Annotated in this window: 19 protein-coding genes and 2 pseudogenes; 16 read left to right on the plus strand and 5 right to left on the minus strand. The window is 35.2% G+C overall.

Translation table 11 applies throughout. The annotated features are described in order from the left end of the window. Window positions 1-148: 148 nt before the first annotated feature. Window positions 149-919 (plus strand): DUF3108 domain-containing protein, encoded by a 771-nt coding sequence (locus tag QWZ06_RS21220; protein WP_290300999.1) that lies wholly within the window; start codon window positions 149-151, stop codon window positions 917-919. Window positions 920-992: 73 nt separating this feature from the next. On the opposite strand, the gene QWZ06_RS21225 is transcribed toward QWZ06_RS21220, so the two are convergent. The 3 genes from QWZ06_RS21225 to QWZ06_RS21235 all read right to left on the minus strand — a co-directional run bounded on the left by QWZ06_RS21225 (window position 993) and on the right by QWZ06_RS21235 (window position 3678). Beyond that, the gene (locus tag QWZ06_RS21225) at window positions 993-1535 is read right to left on the minus strand and encodes a hypothetical protein (protein WP_290301000.1); all 543 of its coding nucleotides are present in this window, start codon (window positions 1533-1535) and stop codon (window positions 993-995) included. A gap of 344 nt (window positions 1536-1879) precedes the next feature. After that, window positions 1880-2890: a phenylalanine--tRNA ligase subunit alpha gene (gene pheS / locus QWZ06_RS21230; RefSeq protein WP_290301001.1), complete on the minus strand. Its 1011-nt coding sequence runs from the start codon at window positions 2888-2890 to the stop codon at window positions 1880-1882. Window positions 2891-3018: 128 nt separating this feature from the next. Further along, window positions 3019-3678 carry a YceI family protein gene (locus QWZ06_RS21235; protein WP_290301002.1) on the minus strand — a complete coding sequence of 220 codons (660 nt, stop codon included), beginning with the start codon at window positions 3676-3678 and terminating at the stop codon, window positions 3019-3021. A gap of 75 nt (window positions 3679-3753) precedes the next feature. Between QWZ06_RS21235 and QWZ06_RS21240 the strand changes: the two are divergent. Continuing rightward, window positions 3754-4688, plus strand: a pseudogene (locus QWZ06_RS21240) (sulfate/molybdate ABC transporter ATP-binding protein). A gap of 341 nt (window positions 4689-5029) precedes the next feature. On the opposite strand, the gene QWZ06_RS21245 reads toward QWZ06_RS21240, so the two are convergent. Further along, window positions 5030-5374, minus strand: coding sequence for a zinc ribbon domain-containing protein YjdM (locus tag QWZ06_RS21245; RefSeq protein ID WP_123859235.1), 345 nt, complete (start codon window positions 5372-5374; stop codon window positions 5030-5032). Between the two features lie 473 nt (window positions 5375-5847). On the opposite strand from QWZ06_RS21245, the gene QWZ06_RS21250 reads away from it, so the two are divergent. From QWZ06_RS21250 to QWZ06_RS21310, 13 genes and pseudogenes are all read left to right on the plus strand, one after another. Further along, window positions 5848-7053, plus strand: coding sequence for an RsmB/NOP family class I SAM-dependent RNA methyltransferase (locus QWZ06_RS21250; protein ID WP_290301003.1), 1206 nt, complete (start codon window positions 5848-5850; stop codon window positions 7051-7053). Window positions 7054-7849: 796 nt separating this feature from the next. Next, window positions 7850-9515 (plus strand): annotated as a pseudogene (gene asnB, locus QWZ06_RS21255) (asparagine synthase B). Window positions 9516-9834: 319 nt separating this feature from the next. Continuing rightward, window positions 9835-10677 (plus strand): hypothetical protein, encoded by an 843-nt coding sequence (locus QWZ06_RS21260; protein ID WP_290301004.1) that lies wholly within the window; start codon window positions 9835-9837, stop codon window positions 10675-10677. A gap of 140 nt (window positions 10678-10817) precedes the next feature. Further along, window positions 10818-12221, plus strand: a complete 1404-nt coding sequence (locus QWZ06_RS21265; RefSeq protein ID WP_290301005.1) for an MFS transporter — start codon at window positions 10818-10820, stop codon at window positions 12219-12221. Between the two features lie 150 nt (window positions 12222-12371). Continuing rightward, window positions 12372-13247 (plus strand): pirin family protein, encoded by an 876-nt coding sequence (locus tag QWZ06_RS21270; protein WP_290301006.1) that lies wholly within the window; start codon window positions 12372-12374, stop codon window positions 13245-13247. A 232-nt stretch (window positions 13248-13479) separates the two neighbouring features. Continuing rightward, window positions 13480-13791 (plus strand): GNAT family N-acetyltransferase, encoded by a 312-nt coding sequence (locus QWZ06_RS21275; RefSeq protein ID WP_290301007.1) that lies wholly within the window; start codon window positions 13480-13482, stop codon window positions 13789-13791. Window positions 13792-13841: 50 nt separating this feature from the next. Further along, window positions 13842-14741 (plus strand): pirin family protein, encoded by a 900-nt coding sequence (locus tag QWZ06_RS21280; RefSeq protein ID WP_290301008.1) that lies wholly within the window; start codon window positions 13842-13844, stop codon window positions 14739-14741. 18 nt (window positions 14742-14759) lie between these two features. Further along, window positions 14760-15299, plus strand: coding sequence for an NADPH-dependent FMN reductase (locus QWZ06_RS21285; protein WP_290301009.1), 540 nt, complete (start codon window positions 14760-14762; stop codon window positions 15297-15299). Continuing rightward, entirely contained in the window at window positions 15292-15870 is a 579-nt protein-coding gene (locus tag QWZ06_RS21290) for a TMEM175 family protein (RefSeq protein ID WP_290301010.1), read from the plus strand. Before QWZ06_RS21285 ends, QWZ06_RS21290 begins: the two co-directional genes overlap by 8 nt. 1 nt (window position 15871) lies before the next feature. Then, window positions 15872-16090 carry a (4Fe-4S)-binding protein gene (locus QWZ06_RS21295; protein ID WP_290301011.1) on the plus strand — a complete coding sequence of 73 codons (219 nt, stop codon included), beginning with the start codon at window positions 15872-15874 and terminating at the stop codon, window positions 16088-16090. Beyond that, the gene (locus QWZ06_RS21300; RefSeq protein ID WP_290301012.1) at window positions 16090-16485 is read left to right on the plus strand and encodes an OsmC family protein; all 396 of its coding nucleotides are present in this window, start codon (window positions 16090-16092) and stop codon (window positions 16483-16485) included. Before QWZ06_RS21295 ends, QWZ06_RS21300 begins: the two co-directional genes overlap by 1 nt. 3 nt (window positions 16486-16488) lie before the next feature. Next, window positions 16489-16776, plus strand: a complete 288-nt coding sequence (locus tag QWZ06_RS21305; RefSeq protein WP_002984420.1) for a GNAT family N-acetyltransferase — start codon at window positions 16489-16491, stop codon at window positions 16774-16776. A gap of 492 nt (window positions 16777-17268) precedes the next feature. Next, on the plus strand, window positions 17269-18828 hold the full coding sequence (locus QWZ06_RS21310) for a sodium:solute symporter (RefSeq protein WP_290301013.1): 1560 nt from the start codon (window positions 17269-17271) through the stop codon (window positions 18826-18828). A 97-nt stretch (window positions 18829-18925) separates the two neighbouring features. Here QWZ06_RS21310 and QWZ06_RS21315 read toward each other — a convergent pair whose 3' ends face one another. Continuing rightward, complete coding sequence (locus QWZ06_RS21315) at window positions 18926-21157, minus strand: reprolysin-like metallopeptidase (protein ID WP_290301014.1); 2232 nt, start codon at window positions 21155-21157, stop codon at window positions 18926-18928. 308 nt (window positions 21158-21465) lie between these two features. Between QWZ06_RS21315 and QWZ06_RS21320 the strand changes: the two genes are divergently transcribed. Then, on the plus strand, window positions 21466-21984 hold the full coding sequence (locus tag QWZ06_RS21320) for a hypothetical protein (protein WP_290301015.1): 519 nt from the start codon (window positions 21466-21468) through the stop codon (window positions 21982-21984). Window positions 21985-22004: the final 20 nt, after the last annotated feature.

Raw genomic sequence — 22004 nt, forward strand, 5'->3', positions numbered from 1 at the left:
TTAAGATAATTTAATTATACATGTAACTGCAAATTTACTAATTTTAATGCGAAGCATATTTAATTGATTCTAAATAAAAACCTGAGATTTGTCAAATATCTAACAATTAAGATTTTAAATTTGGCAATGTTTTTGTAAACGACATAACATGAAGAAACTTTTCAACTTTTTAGCAGTCTTTATATTCTTTCTAGGTTCAGCCCAGATTGATAACGTAGCAGATGGTGAATCTATTACCCTAAGAATTCACTATGGATTCTTAAATGCAGGGACTGCTAATCTCACCACCAAAAAAACAACATACAAAGGAGCACCCCATTTGTACGTAAAGGGTACAGGCCAAACTACAGGTGCTGTAAAAGCGTTCTTTAAAGTAGAAGACTTATACGAGAGTTTTATTGATTCTGCCACAAGTTTACCCAGCTACTATGTCCGAAATGTTAGGGAAGGAAGTTATCGCCAGCATTTTGAAACAGCCTTTAATCACGATAACAATACTTTAATTTTAACAGATAAGAAAACGCCGGCAAACGGCTCAAAGGTTATAAAGTCTGTAAAAGGAGTGCAAGATATGCTTTCATGCTTCTATTATCTCAGAAGCAAGAGCCAGGATGAATTGAAAGTAGGAACAGTAATCAATATGAATGTATGGATTGATGACGAGATGTTTCCTTTCCAGCTTAAGGTTATAGGAACTGAGGATTTAAAGACAAAATTCGGTACCATCAACTGTTTAAAGATCATTCCATCTGTAAAAAGCGGGAGAGTCTTTAAAGAAAAAGAGGGAGTAACGATGTGGGTTTCTAATGATGCCAATCATATCCCTATGCTTTTAAAGGCTGAACTGGCAGTAGGTTCATTGAAAGCGAGTATTGATGATTACAAAAACGTAAAATATCCTTTAAAATTTACCAAGTAATACTAATGAATAAAGAAACAGAGAATCTAAAAATAGATTCTCTGTTTTTTTTGTATTAAAATTATTTTGTGTTTTAAAATCTATAGGCAACACCTGCTTGTGCGATCCCTTTCATTCCGATATTGGTTTCTACAAAAACACTTAGATCTCCTCCATATCTTAGCCCAATGGGAACCACATTAAATCCGAATCCAGTACTGCTATCTTTATTCTCCTTTTTATTATTCTTATTGACATAAGTGGTACTGGTAAAATTAACACCGATACTACCTCCTGAGTATAATCCTAGTTTATTCTTTCTAAGCCAGAAATAATCTACTTTTGGAAGGATTGAGGTTATACTTTGTTTCGAAACAGATTCTGTTTTTCCAAAGAATTCATTGGTAACATCTATCCCATAGCGCCAGTTCATATTTTTACTGTACACCATTACTCCAAGAGCAGCAACACCATTACTTGAAGGACTTTTTGTATCGGAGAGACTTCCAACAATAGCAGAACCTAGATCATAAGCAGTCCCATACACAGAAGGTGTTCCATAGCTGGCTGCAATTTCAATTTTTTGAGCATTAAGGCTTGCTCCCGCAATTAGAAGCGGAAATAATAATTTTTTCATCACGTTTATTTTAACTGGGGTCAAAAATAAACTTTCATCAAATTAATTACAACAAAAATACAATTTTAACAAAAAAAACGCCCATTTTACTCAATATTCCCTAAACAGTTAGAAATAATTAAACTTTTAATGAGCTTATGTAATATATTTTCAATTCAAGTTGTCTTAATAATAGAAGCAGCAAAGGGGCTGCGATGTCAATACTTCGTTGAAATACCTTCGTAAAGTATGGACATAAGAAACAGGCACGTGTAAATTTTCAATAAAATCAGTTTTTAATTACGTTTTGTTTCTTAGGTCAGTAATTAAAAACAAAAACCTCCGGAGCTCCGGAGGTTTATTTTTTATAATGTCTTGAATTGTTCCAAGGTTCTTATATCATTTTCAAAGAACATTCTGATGTCACTCATTTGGTAAAGAAGCATTGTAATTCTTTCAATACCCATTCCGAATGCATATCCTGAATATTTCTCAGAATCAATGTTTACATTCTTCAATACAGCAGGATCTACCATACCACACCCCATGATTTCTAGCCATCCTGTTCCTTTTGTGATTCTATAATCGGTTTCAGAGTTGAGCCCCCAATATACATCGATCTCAGCACTTGGCTCAGTGAATGGGAAGTAAGAAGGTCTCATTCTGATTTTAGACTTTCCGAAAAGCTCAGTCGTAAAGAACTGAATAGTTTGCTTTAAATCGGCAAAGCTTACATTCTCATCAATATATAATCCTTCAATCTGATGGAAGATACAGTGAGAACGTGAAGAAATTGCTTCATTTCTGAATACTCTTCCTGGAGATAAAATTCTGATAGGCGGCTGATTTTCTTCCATATAACGAGTCTGCACAGAAGAAGTGTGCGTTCTCAAAAGAATATCCGGATTCTGCTCAATGAAGAACGTATCCTGCATATCTCTTGCCGGATGATATTCCGGAAGGTTCAATGCGGTAAAGTTATGCCAGTCATCCTCAATCTCAGGACCATCTGCCACTGCAAATCCAATTGATTTAAAGATTTCAATGATTCTATTTTTAACCAGGTTGATCGGATGTCTTGACCCCAAATCCAATGGAAACGCTGGTCTTGTAAGATCTTCTTTTTCTAGCGCAATAGAAGATGTGGAAGCACTTTTCAAATCTTCCAATTTCACAGCAACTGCTTGCTTCAAAGTATTGATCTTCTGCCCGAATTCTTTCTTCTGGTCGTTAGGAACTTCTTTAAATTTTTCAAAAAAATCATTCAGAACTCCTTTTTTACCGTTGTACTTGATACGGAAATTCTCTATCTCTTCCTTAGAGGTAGTATTGAAGCCGTTTACTTCGATCAGTAGTTCTTCTATCTTTTCTATCATTATTTTTACCCTTTCAAAATGTTTTGCAAAAATACAACTTTTAAGTTGAATAATAAGTCCGTCATAAAAAAATCTGCCTCTTTTTCGGGAGGCAGACTTCAATCACTTATTTCACTTAAATAAAAAAATTATTTCTTTTCTAAAGCTTTCACGTTGATCTGAAGAGTTACCTCATCTTTAATCACTCCGTTTTCAGCAGGAGCCTGGAATTTCACCCCAAACTCTTCTCTCTTGATATCCTTAGGCTCAGTAGCAATACTTACGTCTCCATCTTTCACAGAAACATTCGCTTTAAACTGAACAGGTTTTGTAATTCCTTTAATTGTTAAATTACCATCCAAAAGAGTATTATAATCACCTTCCGGAGCAGGAGTAACCTTTGTAATTTCATAAGAAGCTGTTGGGAATTTTTCTACTTCAAAGAAATCACCACTCTTAAGGTGACCATTTAATTTACCCATATCTTCAGGACTGTCTTTCAAGTCTACAGAGGTAAGGGAATTCATATCAGCAACAAATTTACCGCTTTCTAGTTTTCCGTCCTTCACTGTTACATCTCCACTTTCAAACTTGATGGTTCCGAAGTGGCTCGTATTTTCAGATTTAAATACTTTGTATCCTTTCCATTCAACCTTACTGTTTAGCGTATCCAAAGTGTACTGGTTACCATCTTTGGTTGTAGTCACTTCATTACCTTCACTGGTAAGCGGTTTATCTTTTTTACAAGAAACCATTACGGCAGCAACGAATAAAGCAGGAATAGCTAACGAAAACAGTTTTTTTCTCATTTTTGATTTATTTTTATTACTCCCGCTAATATAATAAAAAAAATTATGTTTTCATAAAAACCTTACATTTGTAATATGCTTTTAGAAATAAACAATTTATTCTTCTCTCACACCAAAGAAAAACCGCTGTTTCAGAACCTTAATTTAAGATTTGAAGCCAATAAAATCATTGCTCTGGCTGGAGAAAGTGGATGTGGAAAATCTACCCTTTTAAGCCTGATGTATGGATTATTAGATTGGGAAAGCGGAGAAATTATCTTTGATGGAATGAGACTACTGGGACCCAAAGGAAATCTTGTTCCCGGAGAAGCTGAAATGAAGTTTGTAGCACAGAATTTTGACCTGATGCCTTATGCTACTGTTGCTGAAAATGTAGGTAAATTTATTTCAAATATTAATTTAACAAAAAAAAGAGAAACCGTTCTGGAACTTCTTGATGTGGTTGGGCTTCAGGAATTTGCAGATGTACTTCCTAAATATTTAAGTGGTGGCCAACAACAGAGGGTTGCCCTTGCCAGAGCACTTTCTGTTTTACCCAAACTCCTTATTCTGGATGAACCATTCAGTAACCTGGATTTTCCAAGAAAAATAGAGCTTAGAGAAAGGCTTTTCCGTTATGTAAAGGAACATCAGATCTCGTTGATTATTTCTACCCACGAACTTCAGGACATTATGCCATGGCTGGATCAGATCGTTATTCTTCAGGATGGAAGACTCATTCAAATAACAGCCCTGAAGAAACGTATCGAAATCCTTACAACTCTTATGTTGCTAAATTATTTGGAGAAGTAAATATCTTCAATGAAACTGAAGCAGCCAATTTTGAACTTTCAAAGTTTTTCTATTACCCGAAGGGAATAAAGATCTCCGAAAACGGTCTTGAATCAGAGGTTTTGGAAAGTAGATTTGCAGGAAATTATTATTGGAACAAAATAAAAGTAAAAGATAAAGAGCTGGTAGTTTATACTGATGAAAAACTACATGGTTCTGTCACTATTTCGTTTATCTAAATCAAAAAAACAGAGATTAAAAAAAAGTGAATTTGCAATACTATTTGTTTACTCCAAGGCCTTTATTTACTCAATTTTTCAAACCTCCTCACTTTTCAAAACAACACATAACTCATACATTTACTTACACTTACCCATAAAAAAAATACAAACATAAGAATCTGTTATTAAACTTTTTCTTACATTTGTATTTCCACAGCATAAGGAAATTATTGGTTATTTCTCTTTCTGCCTTCTAGACGGACATTAGCAATCTTGCAATTAAGTCTTTTGAAAGATTACACTGTCCAATTCTTTCCTTTTTTTTTATGGATATTCAGCTAAAAGCTCAGTAATAGCTATTAAGCTTTCTTCACAAATTCTGACTTTAGAGCCATTGCTCCGAAACCATCGATCTTACAGTCGATATTATGATCACTTCCTGGTCTTAAGCGGATATTTTTAACTTTAGTACCAGCTTTTACCGGCTTAGGTGCCCCTTTTACAGGAAGATCCTTTACTACCACTACAGAATCACCATCCTGAAGCTCATTTCCGTTAGAATCCAATATCTTTCCCTCATTAGCGGCCTCAGAAGCTGCCTCCTCAGGATTCCATTCATAGAAACACTGAGAACATACCATCATATTATCGCTCGGGTAAGTAAATTCGGAGCTACATTTCGGACAAAGTATTGTATCACTCATATTTTTAATTTTTGCAAAGGTAGGACTTTTTAAAGGTTGAAGTCAAGAGGTAAAGACCAGTATAGTAGATAATAAACACTGAATAATTCACTTATTTATTTTACACCAACTAGTGAATTGAAGCAATATAGATAAGTTAACCGTAAAGAAAATAAAGTATATTAATGAACAGCTTATATTTTATTCATAAAGACATTTCATTTAAGCAAAGATATATGTTCATTCATCTTTAGATGAAAGGCTGTTATAACTGTATAAAAAAATATGAATCTTCAGAAAAAAATTTACAGGCTCAACATTTTTTATCATTTAAAAAAGTAACTGACTCATTCATCATTCACGCTATACCTACAACTCTCCTACTCTAAGACCCTCTTACTCTAAAAACCCTCTGCTACTTAAACTCTGCAACTCAATTCTAAACTCTCAACTTTAATTCGTATTTTTGCAGATTCAAACAGCGAAGCAAACTTATGGAACTTATTCACAGAAACTTGGCAATCGGAATTCACGATGCCTTACAGGAGACATTTTTTGAAAAGAACAAATATGCCGATAAAGTTATTGAAAGACTTTTAAAGGCAAACAAAAAATGGGGAAGCCAGGACAGAGCCGTTGTTTCTGAGATTTTCTACAATATCATCCGTTGGAAAAAACGCCTTGAATACTATATGGGCGAAGGGGTAAAACCAAACAACATCTATAAACTGATCATTGCTTATCTTCTTTGGAGCAAGACTAATTATAAAAAGTTTGAAGAGTTTGACGGAATCAAGATTGCGGATATCCTTACCAAGCTTAAAAAGAATACAGTTCCTACAAAAGCAATTGAACATTCTATCCCAGACTGGTTGGCAGAAACTTTGGAAAAAGAATTAGGAGCTAACTGGGAAAGAGAAATGATTGCTTTAAATGAGCAGGCTCCTACCGTTTTAAGAACAAATTCATTAAAAACAACAACAAAGGAGCTTATTTCTGACCTTTCAGATGAAGGGGTTGTATCCTTCACTATCAAAAATTATCCTGATGCAGTACAGTTGGAAGAGAAAAAGAATGTTTTCCTTACTACAGCCTTTAAAGAAGGATTGTTTGAAGTTCAGGACGCTTCTTCTCAGAAGATCGGATATTTCCTTGATGTAAAAGAAGGACAAAGAGTTATTGATGCATGTGCGGGTGCCGGAGGCAAAACGCTTCACCTGGCTGCATTAATGAAAAATAAAGGACAAATCATAGCTTTAGATATTTTCGAATGGAAATTAGCTGAATTGAAGCGTCGTGCTAAAAGAGCTGGAACACATAATATTGAGACCCGTATGATCGCAGATAATAAAGTGATCAAACGTCTTCATGAGAAAGCAGACAGATTATTGATCGATGCACCTTGTTCAGGTCTTGGAGTCTTAAAAAGAAATCCGGACAGCAAGTGGAAAATCGATCAGGACTTTATTGACAGAATAAAAAAAGAGCAGCAACAAATCCTTCAGGATTATTCTAAAATGCTTAAAAAAGGAGGAAAGATGGTATATGCAACCTGTTCTATCCTTCCATCGGAAAATAATCTTCAGGTAGAAGAATTCCTTAAAAATAATCCTGAATTCAAAATGATTAAGGATGAAAAGGTAATGCCAAGTACAGGATATGACGGATTCTATATGGCCTTAATTGAAAGAGTGTCTTAATCGACATTACAATACAACTATAAAAACTACTCCAAGGGGTAGTTTTTTTGTTTTTAGGCCATACTATGTAACAATCTTCCCATATTCCCTACTAACTCTATAGATTAACCGTTTTGATGTTGTAAAGTAAATTTATAAATTATAATAATTACTTTATGCAAATGATATTATGAATAAAAGAACTGTACTTACTTTCGAGACTAACTTTTTACCATTCCTGTCTTCTAAACAGGTTTATGGAAGCTGATACCTCAGTTCTTATCATGGAATAGTATATTCTATTCATTAACACGAAAACCGTCCGGAATTCATCCCATAAAGAATACAAAACGTTTACTCATTTGAAAAACTGACTCACAATGCTCACTCCTTGCTTTTTTAAAGTAGAGAAACGCATTACAAGGTCTGAATCTATCTGTATGAAAAGAAATCTTTAAGTACTGATGGAATAAAATGACGATAAAAAAAGTCTATAAAAAACAAAACCTTCTTGCATGAGAATTGCAAGAAGGTAAAAACACAAATGATGAAAAAAAATTATTTCGAGCCACAAAGTAAGGGCTAAAATTCGCAGAATAAATTATCATATATTAAGAAATATGTCATTTTTATTTCGTATAGAGGTTACAATCATTTTAACCTGGCGAAAAAAATCAATTAAAAACATATTAATCTTCTCAAATAGTTAATATTTTTCTTTAAAATATATTAATTGATTAAAAATTTTAACTTATACATATTTTTAATTGTTATTTATAAACATCCCCAATACATTTGTCTCATAAATAATAAAAATATGTGTGGAATAGTATGTTTATTTGACGCCAAGCAAAAAACCGAGATATTAAGACCTCAGGTTTTAGAAATGTCAAAAAAGATTCGTCATAGAGGACCGGATTGGAGCGGAGTGTATCAGGATGAAAAAGTAGTTTTCTCCCATGAAAGACTTGCTATTGTAGATCCTACTTCCGGAAAACAACCTTTATTTACTAAAGACGGAAAAGTAGTATTAGCCGTAAACGGTGAAATCTATAACCATAGAGAATTAAAAGAAGAATTTACCGATTATGAATTTCAGACCCAATCTGATTGTGAAGTCATTCTAGCGCTTTACCAAAAATATGGAAAAGATTTTGTTGAAAAACTGAACGGGATTTTCGCATTTGCCTTATATGATACTGAAAATGATATTTACCTGATCGCCCGTGATCACATGGGAATCTGCCCTCTTTATCAGGGATGGGACAAGAACGGGAACTATTATGTAGCCTCAGAGCTAAAAGCGCTGGAAGGGGTATGTAAAACTATTGAAACATTCTTGCCAGGTCATTTGGTATACAGCAAGGATGGCATTGAACTTCAGCAGTGGTACTCCAGAGAATGGGAAAGCTTTGATCATGTAAAAGAGAATGATACAGATATTTCTAAATTAAGAAAAGGTCTTGAAGATGCAGTACACAGACAATTGATGAGTGATGTACCTTATGGAGTATTGCTTTCCGGCGGATTAGATTCCTCCGTTATTTCAGCCATTACAGCTAAGTTTGCAAGACAGAGAGTTGAAAGTGGTGATACTCAGGAAGCATGGTATCCAAGATTACACAGTTTGCGGTAGGCTTGGTAGGATCTCCCGATCTGGCTGCGGCACAAAAAGCTGCAGAACATATCGGATCTGTTCACCATGAGGTTAACTTTACCGTTCAGGAAGGCTTAGATGCGGTACGTGATGTAATTTATCACCTCGAAACTTATGATGTAACTACCATCAGAGCATCCACCCCAATGTATCTTTTAGCAAGAGTTATCAAATCAATGGGGATCAAAATGGTGCTATCCGGAGAAGGTTCAGATGAGCTGTTCGGTGGTTATTTGTACTTCCATAAAGCTCCTAACGCTAAAGAATTTCATGATGAACGGTAAGAAAACTTGGGAAGCTACACTTGTATGACTGCCTGAGAGCCAACAAAGCCCTAATGAGCTGGGGAATAGAAGGAAGAGTGCCTTTCCTTGACAAAGAGTTTATGGATATTGCAATGACCCTTAACCCTCAGGATAAAATGATTAACGTTGCTGAAGGAAAAATTGAAAAATGGGTATTAAGAAAAGCTTTTGAAGATATTCTTCCAGCTTCTATCACATGGAGACAAAAAGAACAATTTTCAGATGGTGTAGGATATTCATGGATTGATACTTTAAAAGAGGTAGCTGAGAAAGAGGTTACGGATGAGATGATGGCTAATGCAAGATTCAGATTCCCTTTAAACACGCCTCAAAACAAAGAAGAATACCGATACAGAACTATTTTTGAAGAGCATTTCCCTAGTGAAACTGCGGCTGCCACTGTTCCGTCGGTTCCATCCGTTGCTTGTTCCACACCAATCGCCTTGGAATGGGATGAGGCCTTCAAAAAAATGAATGATCCAAGTGGAAGAGCTGTGAAGGTACACGAGACATCGTACTAGAAGTTTGAGGGTTTGAGAATGGGAGTGCTTTAGAGTGAATAATGAATGGTTAATTTGATACACCTATCAATCAACAACTTACCATTCAAGCTTAAGATGTAAGGCTATTGTAATACTCAATCAATTCACGATCACTTGTGAAGTAAAATTGACTATTAACATTTACCATTTAAATCATACACTTTTCCCTCTTGTTTTTAACTTTCATCTCAATAATTTATTAATCCTGTAGCAATACGGGATTATTTTTTGAATTAACTATAACAATATGGCATAATTTAACTGACAATCAAAAATAATATCTAATAAATAATTATATTTGGAAAACGAAAATATCAATTATAAAAAAATGAGAAGAAACCTTACTGTTTTATTTGCCTTATTATCCATCAGTTTTGCTTTTGGACAGGGAAAATATGGCAAATATCTGAACTCAAAAAAGCTTGCTTTAGCTTATAAAAGCGTGAAAGATGCTGATAAGGATGATTATTATCAACAGTTTTACTGGCTGGTAAAAGCTGAGCAACTTAAGACTTATCCTCACCTAAAGGATATAAAGCCTGTAGTTTTATATGAATTTGTAAAATATGTCAACCCTCAAAATCCAACAAAAAAACTGGATAAAAGAGATAAAGAGCTTAGAGCGACTGCAGAATTATCTTTAAATCAATACTTCAAAAACAAGAATTTTGAAAACAACTCAGTTCTGATGTATAATCTTGAAACGTATGTAGACCCATCAAAAGGACAGTTTTACACTAAGGTAGATCCTGAAAAAATTAAAGAACTGGTTCCAAAAGAATTATTTGCTTTTAATTCATTCAACAGAAACTTAGGCGAGGAAAAGACTTATTATCTTTGGGTTGATAAGAAAAAAGATGATCTGAATATTGTAGATATTATTCCTAGCGAGAAAGATGATAAATCATTCTACACAAGATTAAGACAATATCTTCCAAGTTATAAGTTTTCAAAATATGTTCCGACTGTAAAAAAAGGAAATAAGACCGATAAAACAGATATAGAATATTATTATATCATGCCTTTCGAGCAGAATACCGATAATATTGAATACAAAACAAAGGATTTCAAAAATTTCACTTTAAGCCAGTATAGAAAAGCAGGTGACGAATGGAAAGGAGTAGAAAAGACTAAAAAATAAATCAAAAAGTCCTGTGATATTTCGCAGGACTTTTTTAATTTTATATGGATTTCTTTATCTAAGGATCAAACCGCTTAAAGTAAGCACTTTCTTCACATAAAATAAGTCTGGATATTTTTGAATATTTCAGCCTATACAAAATGACAGAAGCGACCCCTCAACAGGCACCAATAAAGAAAATTCTCCCATTAATTCTGGCCACAGCTATTTTTATGCAAATGCTGGACTCAACGATTCTGAACACCTCTCTCCCATCCATTGCCAAGGATCTTCATGAATCTCCACTGAATATGCAAAATGCCATTATCAGTTATGTATTGACATTAGCCGTTTTCATGCCTGCAAGTGGATTTCTGGCTGATCGTTTCGGAACTAAAAAAGTATTTATTTTCTCGCTGTTATTATTCAGTTTAGGATCTTTATTCTGTTCTTTATCTCAAAACCTCACGCATCTTGTTATTTCCAGAGTAATTCAGGGGGTTGGAGGAAGCTTGATGACTCCGGTCGGAAAGCTGGCACTTATTAAAACTTTTGATAAGAATGAATTGCTTAAAGCAATGAACTTTGCTATTATTCCTGCACTTATAGGGCCTGTTTTAGGGCCTCTAGTTGGTGGTTATATGGTGGATTATCTATCATGGCACTGGATATTCCTCATCAATATCCCAATTGGGGTGTTAGGAATTATTTTAGGATTAAAATTCATGCCCGATTACAAATCCAGTGATGTAGATTTTGATTTGAAAGGATTTTTAATTTTTGCAGCAGCATCTCTCCTCCTTTCTGTTTCACTCGAACTTTTCGGGGACATGCAAAATATAACGCCGGTTCTCATTGTATTTATCCTTGGATTCTTGTTTCTTTATTATTACTATAAACACGCAAAAAAAGAAGGTCATCCGATCTTTCCTTTAAATCTGTTTCAGGTAAGAACGTTCCGAGTAGGAATTATAGGAAATCTTGCCACAAGACTAGGGATTAGCTCTGTTCCCTTGTTACTTCCCCTGATGATTCAGATTGCTTATAAACAGTCTGCGGTAACTTCAGGCTGGATCACTGCTCCTATGGCTCTAACGGCTATATTCGGGAAATCATCGGTAATTAAAATTCTTGATAAATATGGTTATCGACAAACATTAATGGTGAATACATTTATCATCGGAACGTTGATCTGTATGTTGGCTATTCCTGATATTCATACCTCTTTATATTGGTTTGTTCCTATTATTGCTGTTCTCGGATTTTTTAACTCGATTCAGTTCACCTCAATGAATACGATTTCCATTGCAGATCTTAGAAATTTTCAGACCAGCAGTGGCAATTCTTTAATCTCAGTTAATCAGCAGCTCGCTATTGGTTTCGGAATTGCTTTTGGATTAATTGTTCTAAAGATATTTGAAAGTTCAGACCTCATCCAGGGGGAAACACACAATGCCTTCCGATACACTTTTCTTACCGTAGGAATATTGACGATCCTATCGGGATTCGTATTTAGAAGACTCCATATTTCGGATGGAAAAAATATGAAATCGAAGGAAGAATAGCCCAAAGGGAGAAAGTTGAAAACTATTTTTATTTTTCAAACTTTCTTGCTTTATAACGGTTCAACATTTTCTGTTTTTACGAACTTATCACAGATCAATGCATTTGCCTTTTAAGTATGGTAATTTTGTTTACATAAAATCAACAATATTATGACAACTAAAAAAGTAGAAATGGTAGTATCTCCAAGACCTGCCCACTTTGTAGGTGACGGTTTTAGAGTTCATAATTTTATTCCAGGCGTACATGGATTAGATATGAAAAGAATGGATCCTTTCATTATGCTTGATTATAATTCAAAATTTCATTTCAATGGTTCTGATAGACCAAGAGGGGTAGGTGTTCATCCACACAGAGGTTTTGAAACGGTAACCATAGCATATAATGGAAAAGTAGAACATCATGACAGTGCCGGAGGCGGTGGCGTTATTGGAGAAGGTGATGTACAATGGATGACGGCAGCAAAAGGAGTTCTTCACAAAGAATATCACGAAACAGAATGGGCTAAAGAAGGCGGAATCTTTCAGATGGTTCAGCTTTGGGTGAATCTTCCTGCAAAAGATAAGATGAGCCATCCAAAATACCAGGCTATCGAAAATTCTAAAATGGAAAAGGTTGATCTGGGTGAAAATGGTTTTGTAGAAGTGATTGCCGGAACATATGATGGTCATAAAGGTCCTGCATTTACCTTCACTCCTGTTCATATGATGAATGCTAAGCTTACATCAGGTGGTAAGGCAGAATTTAATTTTCCTGCCCACTTCAATACTGCAGCTTTGGTGATTGAAGGGAATATAACCATTAATGGAGAAGACCATGTGAAAGCAGATCATTTTGCACTCTTTAAAAATGAAGGAGAAGCCTTTACTATTGAGGCCGGAGAAGATTCAGTCGTTTTAATTATCAGCGGTGAGCCCATTAATGAACCGATTTTTCCTCATGGGCCTTTTGTAATGAATTCCAGAGAGGAAATCATGCAGGCATTTGAAGATTTTAATACAGGAAAATTTGGATATCTTGAAGATTAGAAGAATAGAATTAAATTTTCCTTAATCTTAAATTGCTCCTTTTTTATTAACTTTAACTATCATTATATTGGGTTAAAGCGTAAAAGATTAATATTACATACATTGCAGAGAGATAAACCTTATAGGTTTTTGAAACCTATAAGGTTTATTTTCTTAACAAGATTTTTCACAGAAAAACAAAAGATATCAATCTCTTACAACTTCACCTATCAACTTGTAATACAAAAAAATTATGAAACCGGAATTTGAAAACATACCTCTTGTAAAAGCTGAAAAAAGATTTGAAATAGAATTCAATGGACATTATGCCTTTATTGATTATCGCGAAACTTCTCATCAGATAGCTTTGATCCATACCGAAGCAGAACCGGAGCTTGCAGGAACTGGTGCAGCAGCGGCAGTCGTGGAAAAGACTTTGAATTATATTGAAGAGAGCGGTAAAAAACTTCTTCCTTTCTGTCCTTATGTTTTTGCCTTTATTAAAAAACATCCTGAGTGGAAACGTATCGTAGATGAAAAATTTGACGGATACGATAAACTGTAGCTCTTTATCAACAAACATTAAAGTAACATTTTAAAAAGCATTACATCATTATGTCAAATATTGGACTTATCATCGAAGAAAAAGCAGCAGATATCGGGAATTTTCTGGTAGGAAGACTTCTTCCTTTCCGTGAAAAAAGAGCTGTGGGGCCTTTTGTTTTTATTGATCACATGGGGCCTTCGGAATTAAAGGATTATCAAAATCTAGATGTTCCACCGCATCCACATATCGGACTATCTACCTTAACTTACCTGCTTGAAGGCTCTATTTTCCATAGAGACAGTGTTGGCAGTGCACTTGAGATCAAACCTGGTGCTGTCAACTGGATGACTGCCGGAAAAGGAGTAGTACATTCCGAAAGAACTCCTGAGTATTTAAGACACAGTGATAAAAGACTTCATGGATTTCAGATCTGGGTAGGCCTTCCTAAACATCTTGAACAGTCTGAACCTACCTTCCACCATATTGAAGAAAATGACATTCCGGTTTGGGAAGAAGATGGAATTCAATATAAATTAATTGCCGGAGAAGCATTTGGAAAAACATCTCCAGTTCCTGTACACAGCAAATTATTCTTCATTGAAATCAAAACCAAAGAAGCTAAGAAAATCAGCATTGGAAAAGATCTTTATGGAGAAGCAGCAATGTATGTTCTGGATGGAACAGTAACAACGGAAGGGAATTCTTACGGCTCAAAACAACTGATGATTGCTAAGGATACTAAACTTTGTGAATTCGATATGAGTGAAAACGGCACCGTATATCTTTTCGGAGGTGAACCTTTCGATGAGGAACGTTTTATCTTCTGGAACTTTGTGAATTCTGACAAGGAAGCAATCGATCAGGCTAAAGTAAATTGGAATGATCAGAATCATGATGCATTTCCACTGGTTCCGGGTGATGAACAAGAATATGTTCCTCTTCCCAAGGCAATTTTAAACAGAAAATAACCCCATTGAGAAAAAACCATGAAAATATTAGCATTTGCAGGCAGTAGTTCTTCTACTTCCATCAACCGGGAACTGGTAAAGTTTGTTGTAAAGGATTTCCAGAATGAAGAGATCAATCTCCTTGACCTTAATGACTTTACAATGCCTGTTTTTTCTGTGGATCTTGAAAAGAAAGGATTTCCGGATGAAGCCCATCAGTTTCTCAAGGCCATTGAAGAATGTGATGTTATTATTTGCTCTCTTGCAGAGCATAACCGATCTTATAGTGCTGCTTTTAAAAATGTTTTTGATTGGGCATCAAGGATTAATGTAAAAGTTTTCCAAAACAAGCCCATGCTTTTGATGAGCACTTCTCCCGGCGGATATGGCGGCGGAAATGTGATGAATACAGCTAAAACATTTTTCCCACAATTTGCAGCCGATATCAAGGATACTTTTTCACTACCAAAGTTCTATGAGAATTTTGATCTTGAAAGCGGAATCATCAATCCAGATATACTAAGCGAGCTGAAAACAAAGATTGAAAACTTTAAAAATACAATTACAACCAATGACTAAGGGAAGACTGGAAGCTTTCAGTGATGGAGTCATGGCTATCATTATCACGATCATGGTTCTTGAACTGAAAGTGCCTGAAGGAAGCAGCTGGACAAGTCTCAAACCTCTTCTTCCTAAATTTTTAGCCTATATTTTCAGTTTCATTTATGTAGGTATTTACTGGAACAACCACCATCACTTGTTTCAGACGGTAAGAAAAGTGAATGGCAGCATTCTTTGGGCGAATCTTCATCTTCTATTCTGGCTTTCTATGATGCCTATTGCTACGGAATGGATTGGTACCACAGGTTTTGCGAAAAATCCTGTTGCTACTTATGGAGTCGCCTTAGTAATGTGTGCAATTGCTTATACTATTCTGGAGAATCTTATCATCAAATATGAAGGTGAAAGTTCTAAGCTAAAGGAAGCTATTCATTCAAAATATAAAGAAAATATATCCATTATATTTTATGTTCTGGGGATCGCTACTTCATTTTTTTATCCTTATATTGCCATAGGTTTTTATTACATTGTGGCTCTTATATGGCTGATTCCGGACAGAAGAATCGAAAAAACATTAAAAGACAATTAATATGGAAACACACGAATATCCCAACGGCGACATTACTGTCATCTGGCAGCCTCAGAAGTGTATCCACTCGGCTGTATGTGTAAAAATGCTTCCCAAGGTCTATAATCCGAAAGACAGACCCTGGATAAAAGCAGAAAACGCAACCCCGGAAGAACTAAAGGCACAGATAGATCAATGCCCATCAGGAGCATTAAGTTATAAATTCAATACTGAAAAATAATGGCAGTAACGGTAAAAGCAATTTTAGGAAAGACAAAATATTACACAGAGGTAACAGCGGGAGAAAATACAATTATTACCGATGAACCTATAGATAAAGGCGGACAGAACAAAGGTTTCAATCCCATGGAAATTCTGGCGACATCTTTGGCAAGCTGTACGGCAGCTACTCTAAGAATGTACATCGAAAGAAAGGAATGGGAGGTGGAAAACATCAATGTAGAAGTGGAACTTGAAAATTATCCGTTGACCAAAAGAGCCATCTTCAAAAGAGATATTACCTTTGAAGGGGTCTTGGATGACGAACAAATGAAAAGACTTCATACCATTGCTGATGCATGCCCTGTACATAAAATATTAACCAACGACATAGAAATACTAACTAAATTCTCATAAAACATGATCGAAGTAAAACAAAACAACGACGAAAAACACGGAAGTTTTGAAGCTTTCATAGATGGAAGACGCGCAGGAATGATGACGTACACCTGGGCCGGAGAAGAAAGATTTATTATTGACCACACGGAGGTGGAAGAAGCTTACAACGGAAAAGGGGTAGGTAAGGAAATGCTTTTGGCAGCTGTAGATTTTGCAAGGAAAAACGGGAAGAAGATCATTCCACTTTGCCCTTTTGCTAAAGCCAGTTTCCAGAAGAGTGAGGAATTGCAGGATGTTTTAGTGAATTAATCACGGTTTCCACCCTTACAATACAAACCTTTCAGAGTAAATCTGGAAGGTTTTTTCTTTAAATGGGAAATCATTTTCATTTTAACGCTAAGTTCGCAAGGGTTTTATTTAAATTAATATAAAGAGTTCGCAAGGGCGTTTCACTTAGCAAAGCTCCTTATTCCACACTAGGTTCTTTCTTAACGCAAAGTTTATTTTGGATTATACTAAATTTTAAATGAACAACGAGAGAATCGATTTGATGAAGCCAACGGTTATCATTAGCTTAGAAATAGTATATAGTTTTAAGATGAAAACATAGAGAATAATTACTTTTAGAAGCTTCATAACTCCCTACTTCCAGCTCCCAGCTTCCAAACTTTCTGAAAATATACGTTTCATCCCAAGCTTAGATTACTTCCCTTGAGTAATTATATAAAAATTGCCCATGAATTAAATTCACGATTCACGATGGTTCTTTTTTATATATTTGCTAAAATTTAAAATCTAAGCATGAATTCAGGAACTGTCCTTTTGCTGTTTGTCTTTATCTACTTTATCGGCCTTTTGGTAATTTCATATTTTACCAGCCGAAATTCTGACAACCAGTCTTTCTTTATTGGTAATAAAAAAAGTAAATGGTGGCTTGTTGCATTTGGAATGATAGGCACCAGCTTAAGTGGTGTTACCTTTATTTCAGTTCCGGGAACTGTTGGAAAAATGACCGGTTCCGAATATATTTATGGAGGTTTTGAATATTATATGATGGTGATTGGTTTTTTCATCGGATATTTTATTGTAGCTGCTATTCTGCTGCCTCTGTATTATAAGATGAACCTCACCTCTATTTATACGTATCTGGGAAAAAGATTCAATGTAGAAGCGCATAAGATTGGATCTATCTTTTTTATTATTTCAAGAGCGATTGGTGCTACAGCAAGATTATATCTGGTGGTGAATGTATTGCAGATCTTCCTTCTTGAAGGATTAGGAGTTCCTTTTTGGGTAACTTCAATGGTTCTTTTGCTAATGGTTCTTCTCTATACTTTTGAAGGCGGAGTAAAAACTATTGTCATTACGGATACTTTACAGACTTCTTTTATGATTATCAGCTTGGTGGCCTGTATCGTCTATATTTTGTCTAATCTGAACCTGTCTTTTGGTGAAGCTTATACGATATTAGAACAAAAGAATTATACCCATTTTATCAATTTTGATCCTAATTCCAAGACTTTTTTCCTTAAAACCATCCTCGGTGGAATTTTCATTACCATTGCCATGACAGGACTGGATCAGGAAATGATGCAGAAAAATATCTCTGTAGACAATCTTAAAAATTCAAAGAAAAATATGTTAACCTTTGCAGGAACCCTTCTGTTGGTTAATCTTGCCTTCTTATTCTTAGGGGGGCTACTCTATCTTTTTGCTTTGCAACATGGTGCAGAATATGGAACAACAGGAACAGATCCAATTACCAATATTTTTGGGTTCAAAGATGCAGCAGGAAATATCAAGAATATTATGGGGGATGATCTTTTCCCTGCACTATCTCTTAATGGGCATTTCCCAATGATGATTTCCGTTATTTTTATTATCGGATTGATTTCAGCATTATTCCCTTCTGCTGATGGAGCTTTAACGGCTGTAACAAGTTCGTATTGTGTAGATTTATTAAATCTAAACGAAGATAAAACGAAGACTGAAAAAGAGAAGAAAAGGCTTCGTATGAAAGTCCACTTAACATTCACTGTGATGTTCTTCATCCTGATCATGGTCTTCAAAGCTCTGAATGACAAATCTATTGTCTACTTGATTATGGAAATTGCCGGATACACTTATGGGCCATTATTAGGACTTTTTGCTTTCGGAATCTTTACTAAGTTCCATATCTCCAAAAAGTATTCAATTCTTATGGTGACTATTTTAGCCCCTATAATCACTTATTTAATCAATTTTGCGGTGACAACCTACACCGATTACAGAATTGGTGTGGAGCTGATTGTTCTGAATGGATTATTGACATTCATTGGGCTATGGCTGGTGAAAGATAAGCAGCATTTGAGAGTTGTTTAGATGTAAAAACTTCAGGATTCCAACTTTTGGATCTTTATAAAAAGTAAAAAGGCTGTTTTCTTTTGTAGAAAACAGCCTTTTTATCAATTGATATTATTTATTCTTTAATCCATTTTATGGTTCTTTCAAAAGTTTTCGTTTTAACTTTAATCAAATAATCTCCTTTTATAAGCTGAGCTACATTAAAAACACCTAGGTTATTGTGATCCGGCTTATTATTCAACTTATTCAACACCAACTTCCCGCTTACATCATATATCGTGAGATCATATCCTTCATTGGTATTTGGAAATTTAATATTAAGAATTCCTTTACCTGGGTTAGGATATATGACAAATACATCTTTATTTCCGGCTACTTCATTTACAGCCAATACATCTTTACTGATTGTAAAATTAATCAGATTAATATTAAAAAATACATTCCCTGCTCCTACTACCATAATTCTGGCTGTTGTTGTATTGATGTCAGGAATAGTGATGCTCTCAGAACCATCATTTGGAGTGGAAGCTACCAGAGTAGTTGGGTAAGTAAGACCTCCATCTGTTGAAAGTAAAATACTTACATTGGAACAATTTACAGGGGCAGCGGTGGTATTGGCTACATCCCAAGTTATCGTCTGTGTAGAGTTAGCAGTCCATGTTACTGCGGTATTAGGGGCAGTTACCTTAAATGGACCAGAGTTTCCATCCACCGTAATGATTGCATCATCATTGGCTACTCCTCCACAACCTGCATTATTATCTCTTACCGTAAGCCTAAATTCCATTGTTCTTGCATAAGATGGCAGAATTTCTCCTTTTGATGTGGTATTATTGATAATACTTGTCAGTCTTGGAAAGTACCTATAGGAAACCGTTTCCGGCACAAATGACCTGAATATAGCCGCATTTCCAGTTGGAGTATTCCAGTTTCCTTCAGGCCCGTTATCATTTTGTTCCCAGCAATAAGTAAGTGCATTGTTTTCAGCATCTATTGCAGAACCCGTAAGCTTAAATGGTGTTCCTTTCGGTATTGTATAATTACTTCCTGCATTCACCGTAGGAGCAGTGTTGCTAACAGGATTTGTCACCTGGCAAGTTGTTGATGCTACTGCTGTGGTAATAGATTGAAATGACCGGGTATGAAAAATAGGAATACTGTTATTTGCCAGATTATTTAAAGTTCCGCAAATTCCGGCATATGCCATAATTGTAATTCCGCTTCCCGGTTCTACAGCATCACTCGCTTCCCGGTTACCGTTACAACTTCCTGTTACTGCATTAAAAGTATGTGGTCCCCAAAACTGATGTCCTACTTCATGAGCAACATAATCAATATCATAAGGATCACCCACCGGGTTACCTCTACCCGTGATCCCTTTTCCTTTATAATCAGGATCACATATACCATAATAAGCTAATCCGCCGCCGCCTGTGCTAAAAGTATGTCCTATATCATAACTATTAATTCCAATTATGGCATTAATCTGAGTCTGGCTTTCCTCAATCAATACATCTGAATCGTTATTACCATTGAAAGGATCTGTATTAGGATCTGTAAAAACAAGACTGGCCTCATTAGGAACTAATATCAATCTCACAGCCACCTCTTGCTCATAAACACCATTTACTCTGTTCACAGTCGTTACAATGGCAGACAGCGTTTGAGCTACCGTAGGAGAAGCTTGTCCTGTTGCAGCTTTTGCATATTCACCTGTACAAGCTACTGCAAACCGGAAAATTCTAATTTGGTTTCCTACGCCCGGAGTAACGCTTTTTTGGGCATTTTTTTTTTCTACTTCAAATTTTTCATCTTTGGTTCCGCAAATCATGGGATTCTTATTAATTAAATCCTCTTTTTTATAAATAATATAATGATCAATATCATTTTTTGCATAAGGATCAATATAGGTATCCCCTGTCACCACAGATTTTATCTGAGCATGAAATCCCAACTCTGTAAAGTCTAATTTTAAAGTTGCGTATTGATCATCAACTCCTTGCCCTGTAAAAGTAACCAACTGGGGGAATTTATCAGCTAGCTCAGGAGCCATTACTGCAGATTTCCAGATTTTGAATTTTGCTTTTGTTCCATCTGGCATAGGCAAAATAATAATGGGAGCTTTATCTTTATAATCAGTATCCCTCAACTCCGGAACTGATTGAAAATAGCTTTTCATGCCGGCTACATCTAATTTGTAGGTGAGAAATCTTTCCGGCTGTATCAATCTGTCACCTTGCTTAGCACTGACAGATCTTTCACTAATTTTTGTAAAAAAATCCTGTGCCTTCCCTAAAGAAATGGATATCATAAATATCCCTAGATAAAGTAATTGTTTAATTTTCATTGTTTATGTCGTTTGATTTTAAATAAATAATTATAAATCTAAACAATAAACACATACAAAAAAACAAACATTCTCATTTATTCATAATAACAATATAAATTATAATTATCTGTAAATTAAATATGTAAAAACAATTAACATCATGAAAAATATTAATAAAACCATCCTATTTCCGCCCCTTAAATATTAAAATGATCTCCTAATTGTATCGGAAAATCACCCAATATTTCATCATTTTCCCTTATAAAGGGATCTATTTTCAATATCTTTGAGGGCAAGAATTAAAATAAAAAAACAGTATTAAAACTATGAAAAAAATTATTTCACTTTTCGTCTTTATATTAACATTCGGTTCTGTAGCAGCTCAGGAAAATTTTGAGGTGTCTACTTTAAGGATTGGGCCTTACAAGATCTTCATGGAAAAAAGTGAAGCAGAAAAAATTGCAGGGACTACAATCAAAATTTCCGACGGACAGCAAAAGAGTTTTGTAAAATACAATGGTGAGGCTATTAGTATTGAAGTTTTTCAGGGATATGGCGGAGCTGCAAAACCAGATGCTGTTACCATTGCCGGAATGACCACTACCAGTAAAAAATTTAAAACCAAAAGTGGAATGGGTGTTGGAAGTACCAGAGATGAGCTTATCAATGCTTACAAAAACTACCCTATATTCAGTGTTCGTCCTGAGGTTGATGAAAATGGCAAGCGTATTAAAGATGCAGGATATTTTAATATTGAAGACTATGATGCCGGAACTCAGTTAACATTTAAATTTGTTAATAATATTGTCACTGAAATTACTGTTTATATCAACGAAGGCTGTTAAAAGCAGGAAAATATTCAAAT

Origin of the sequence: Chryseobacterium tructae, assembly GCF_030409875.1 — a bacterium.
Classification (GTDB): domain Bacteria; phylum Bacteroidota; class Bacteroidia; order Flavobacteriales; family Weeksellaceae; genus Chryseobacterium; species Chryseobacterium tructae.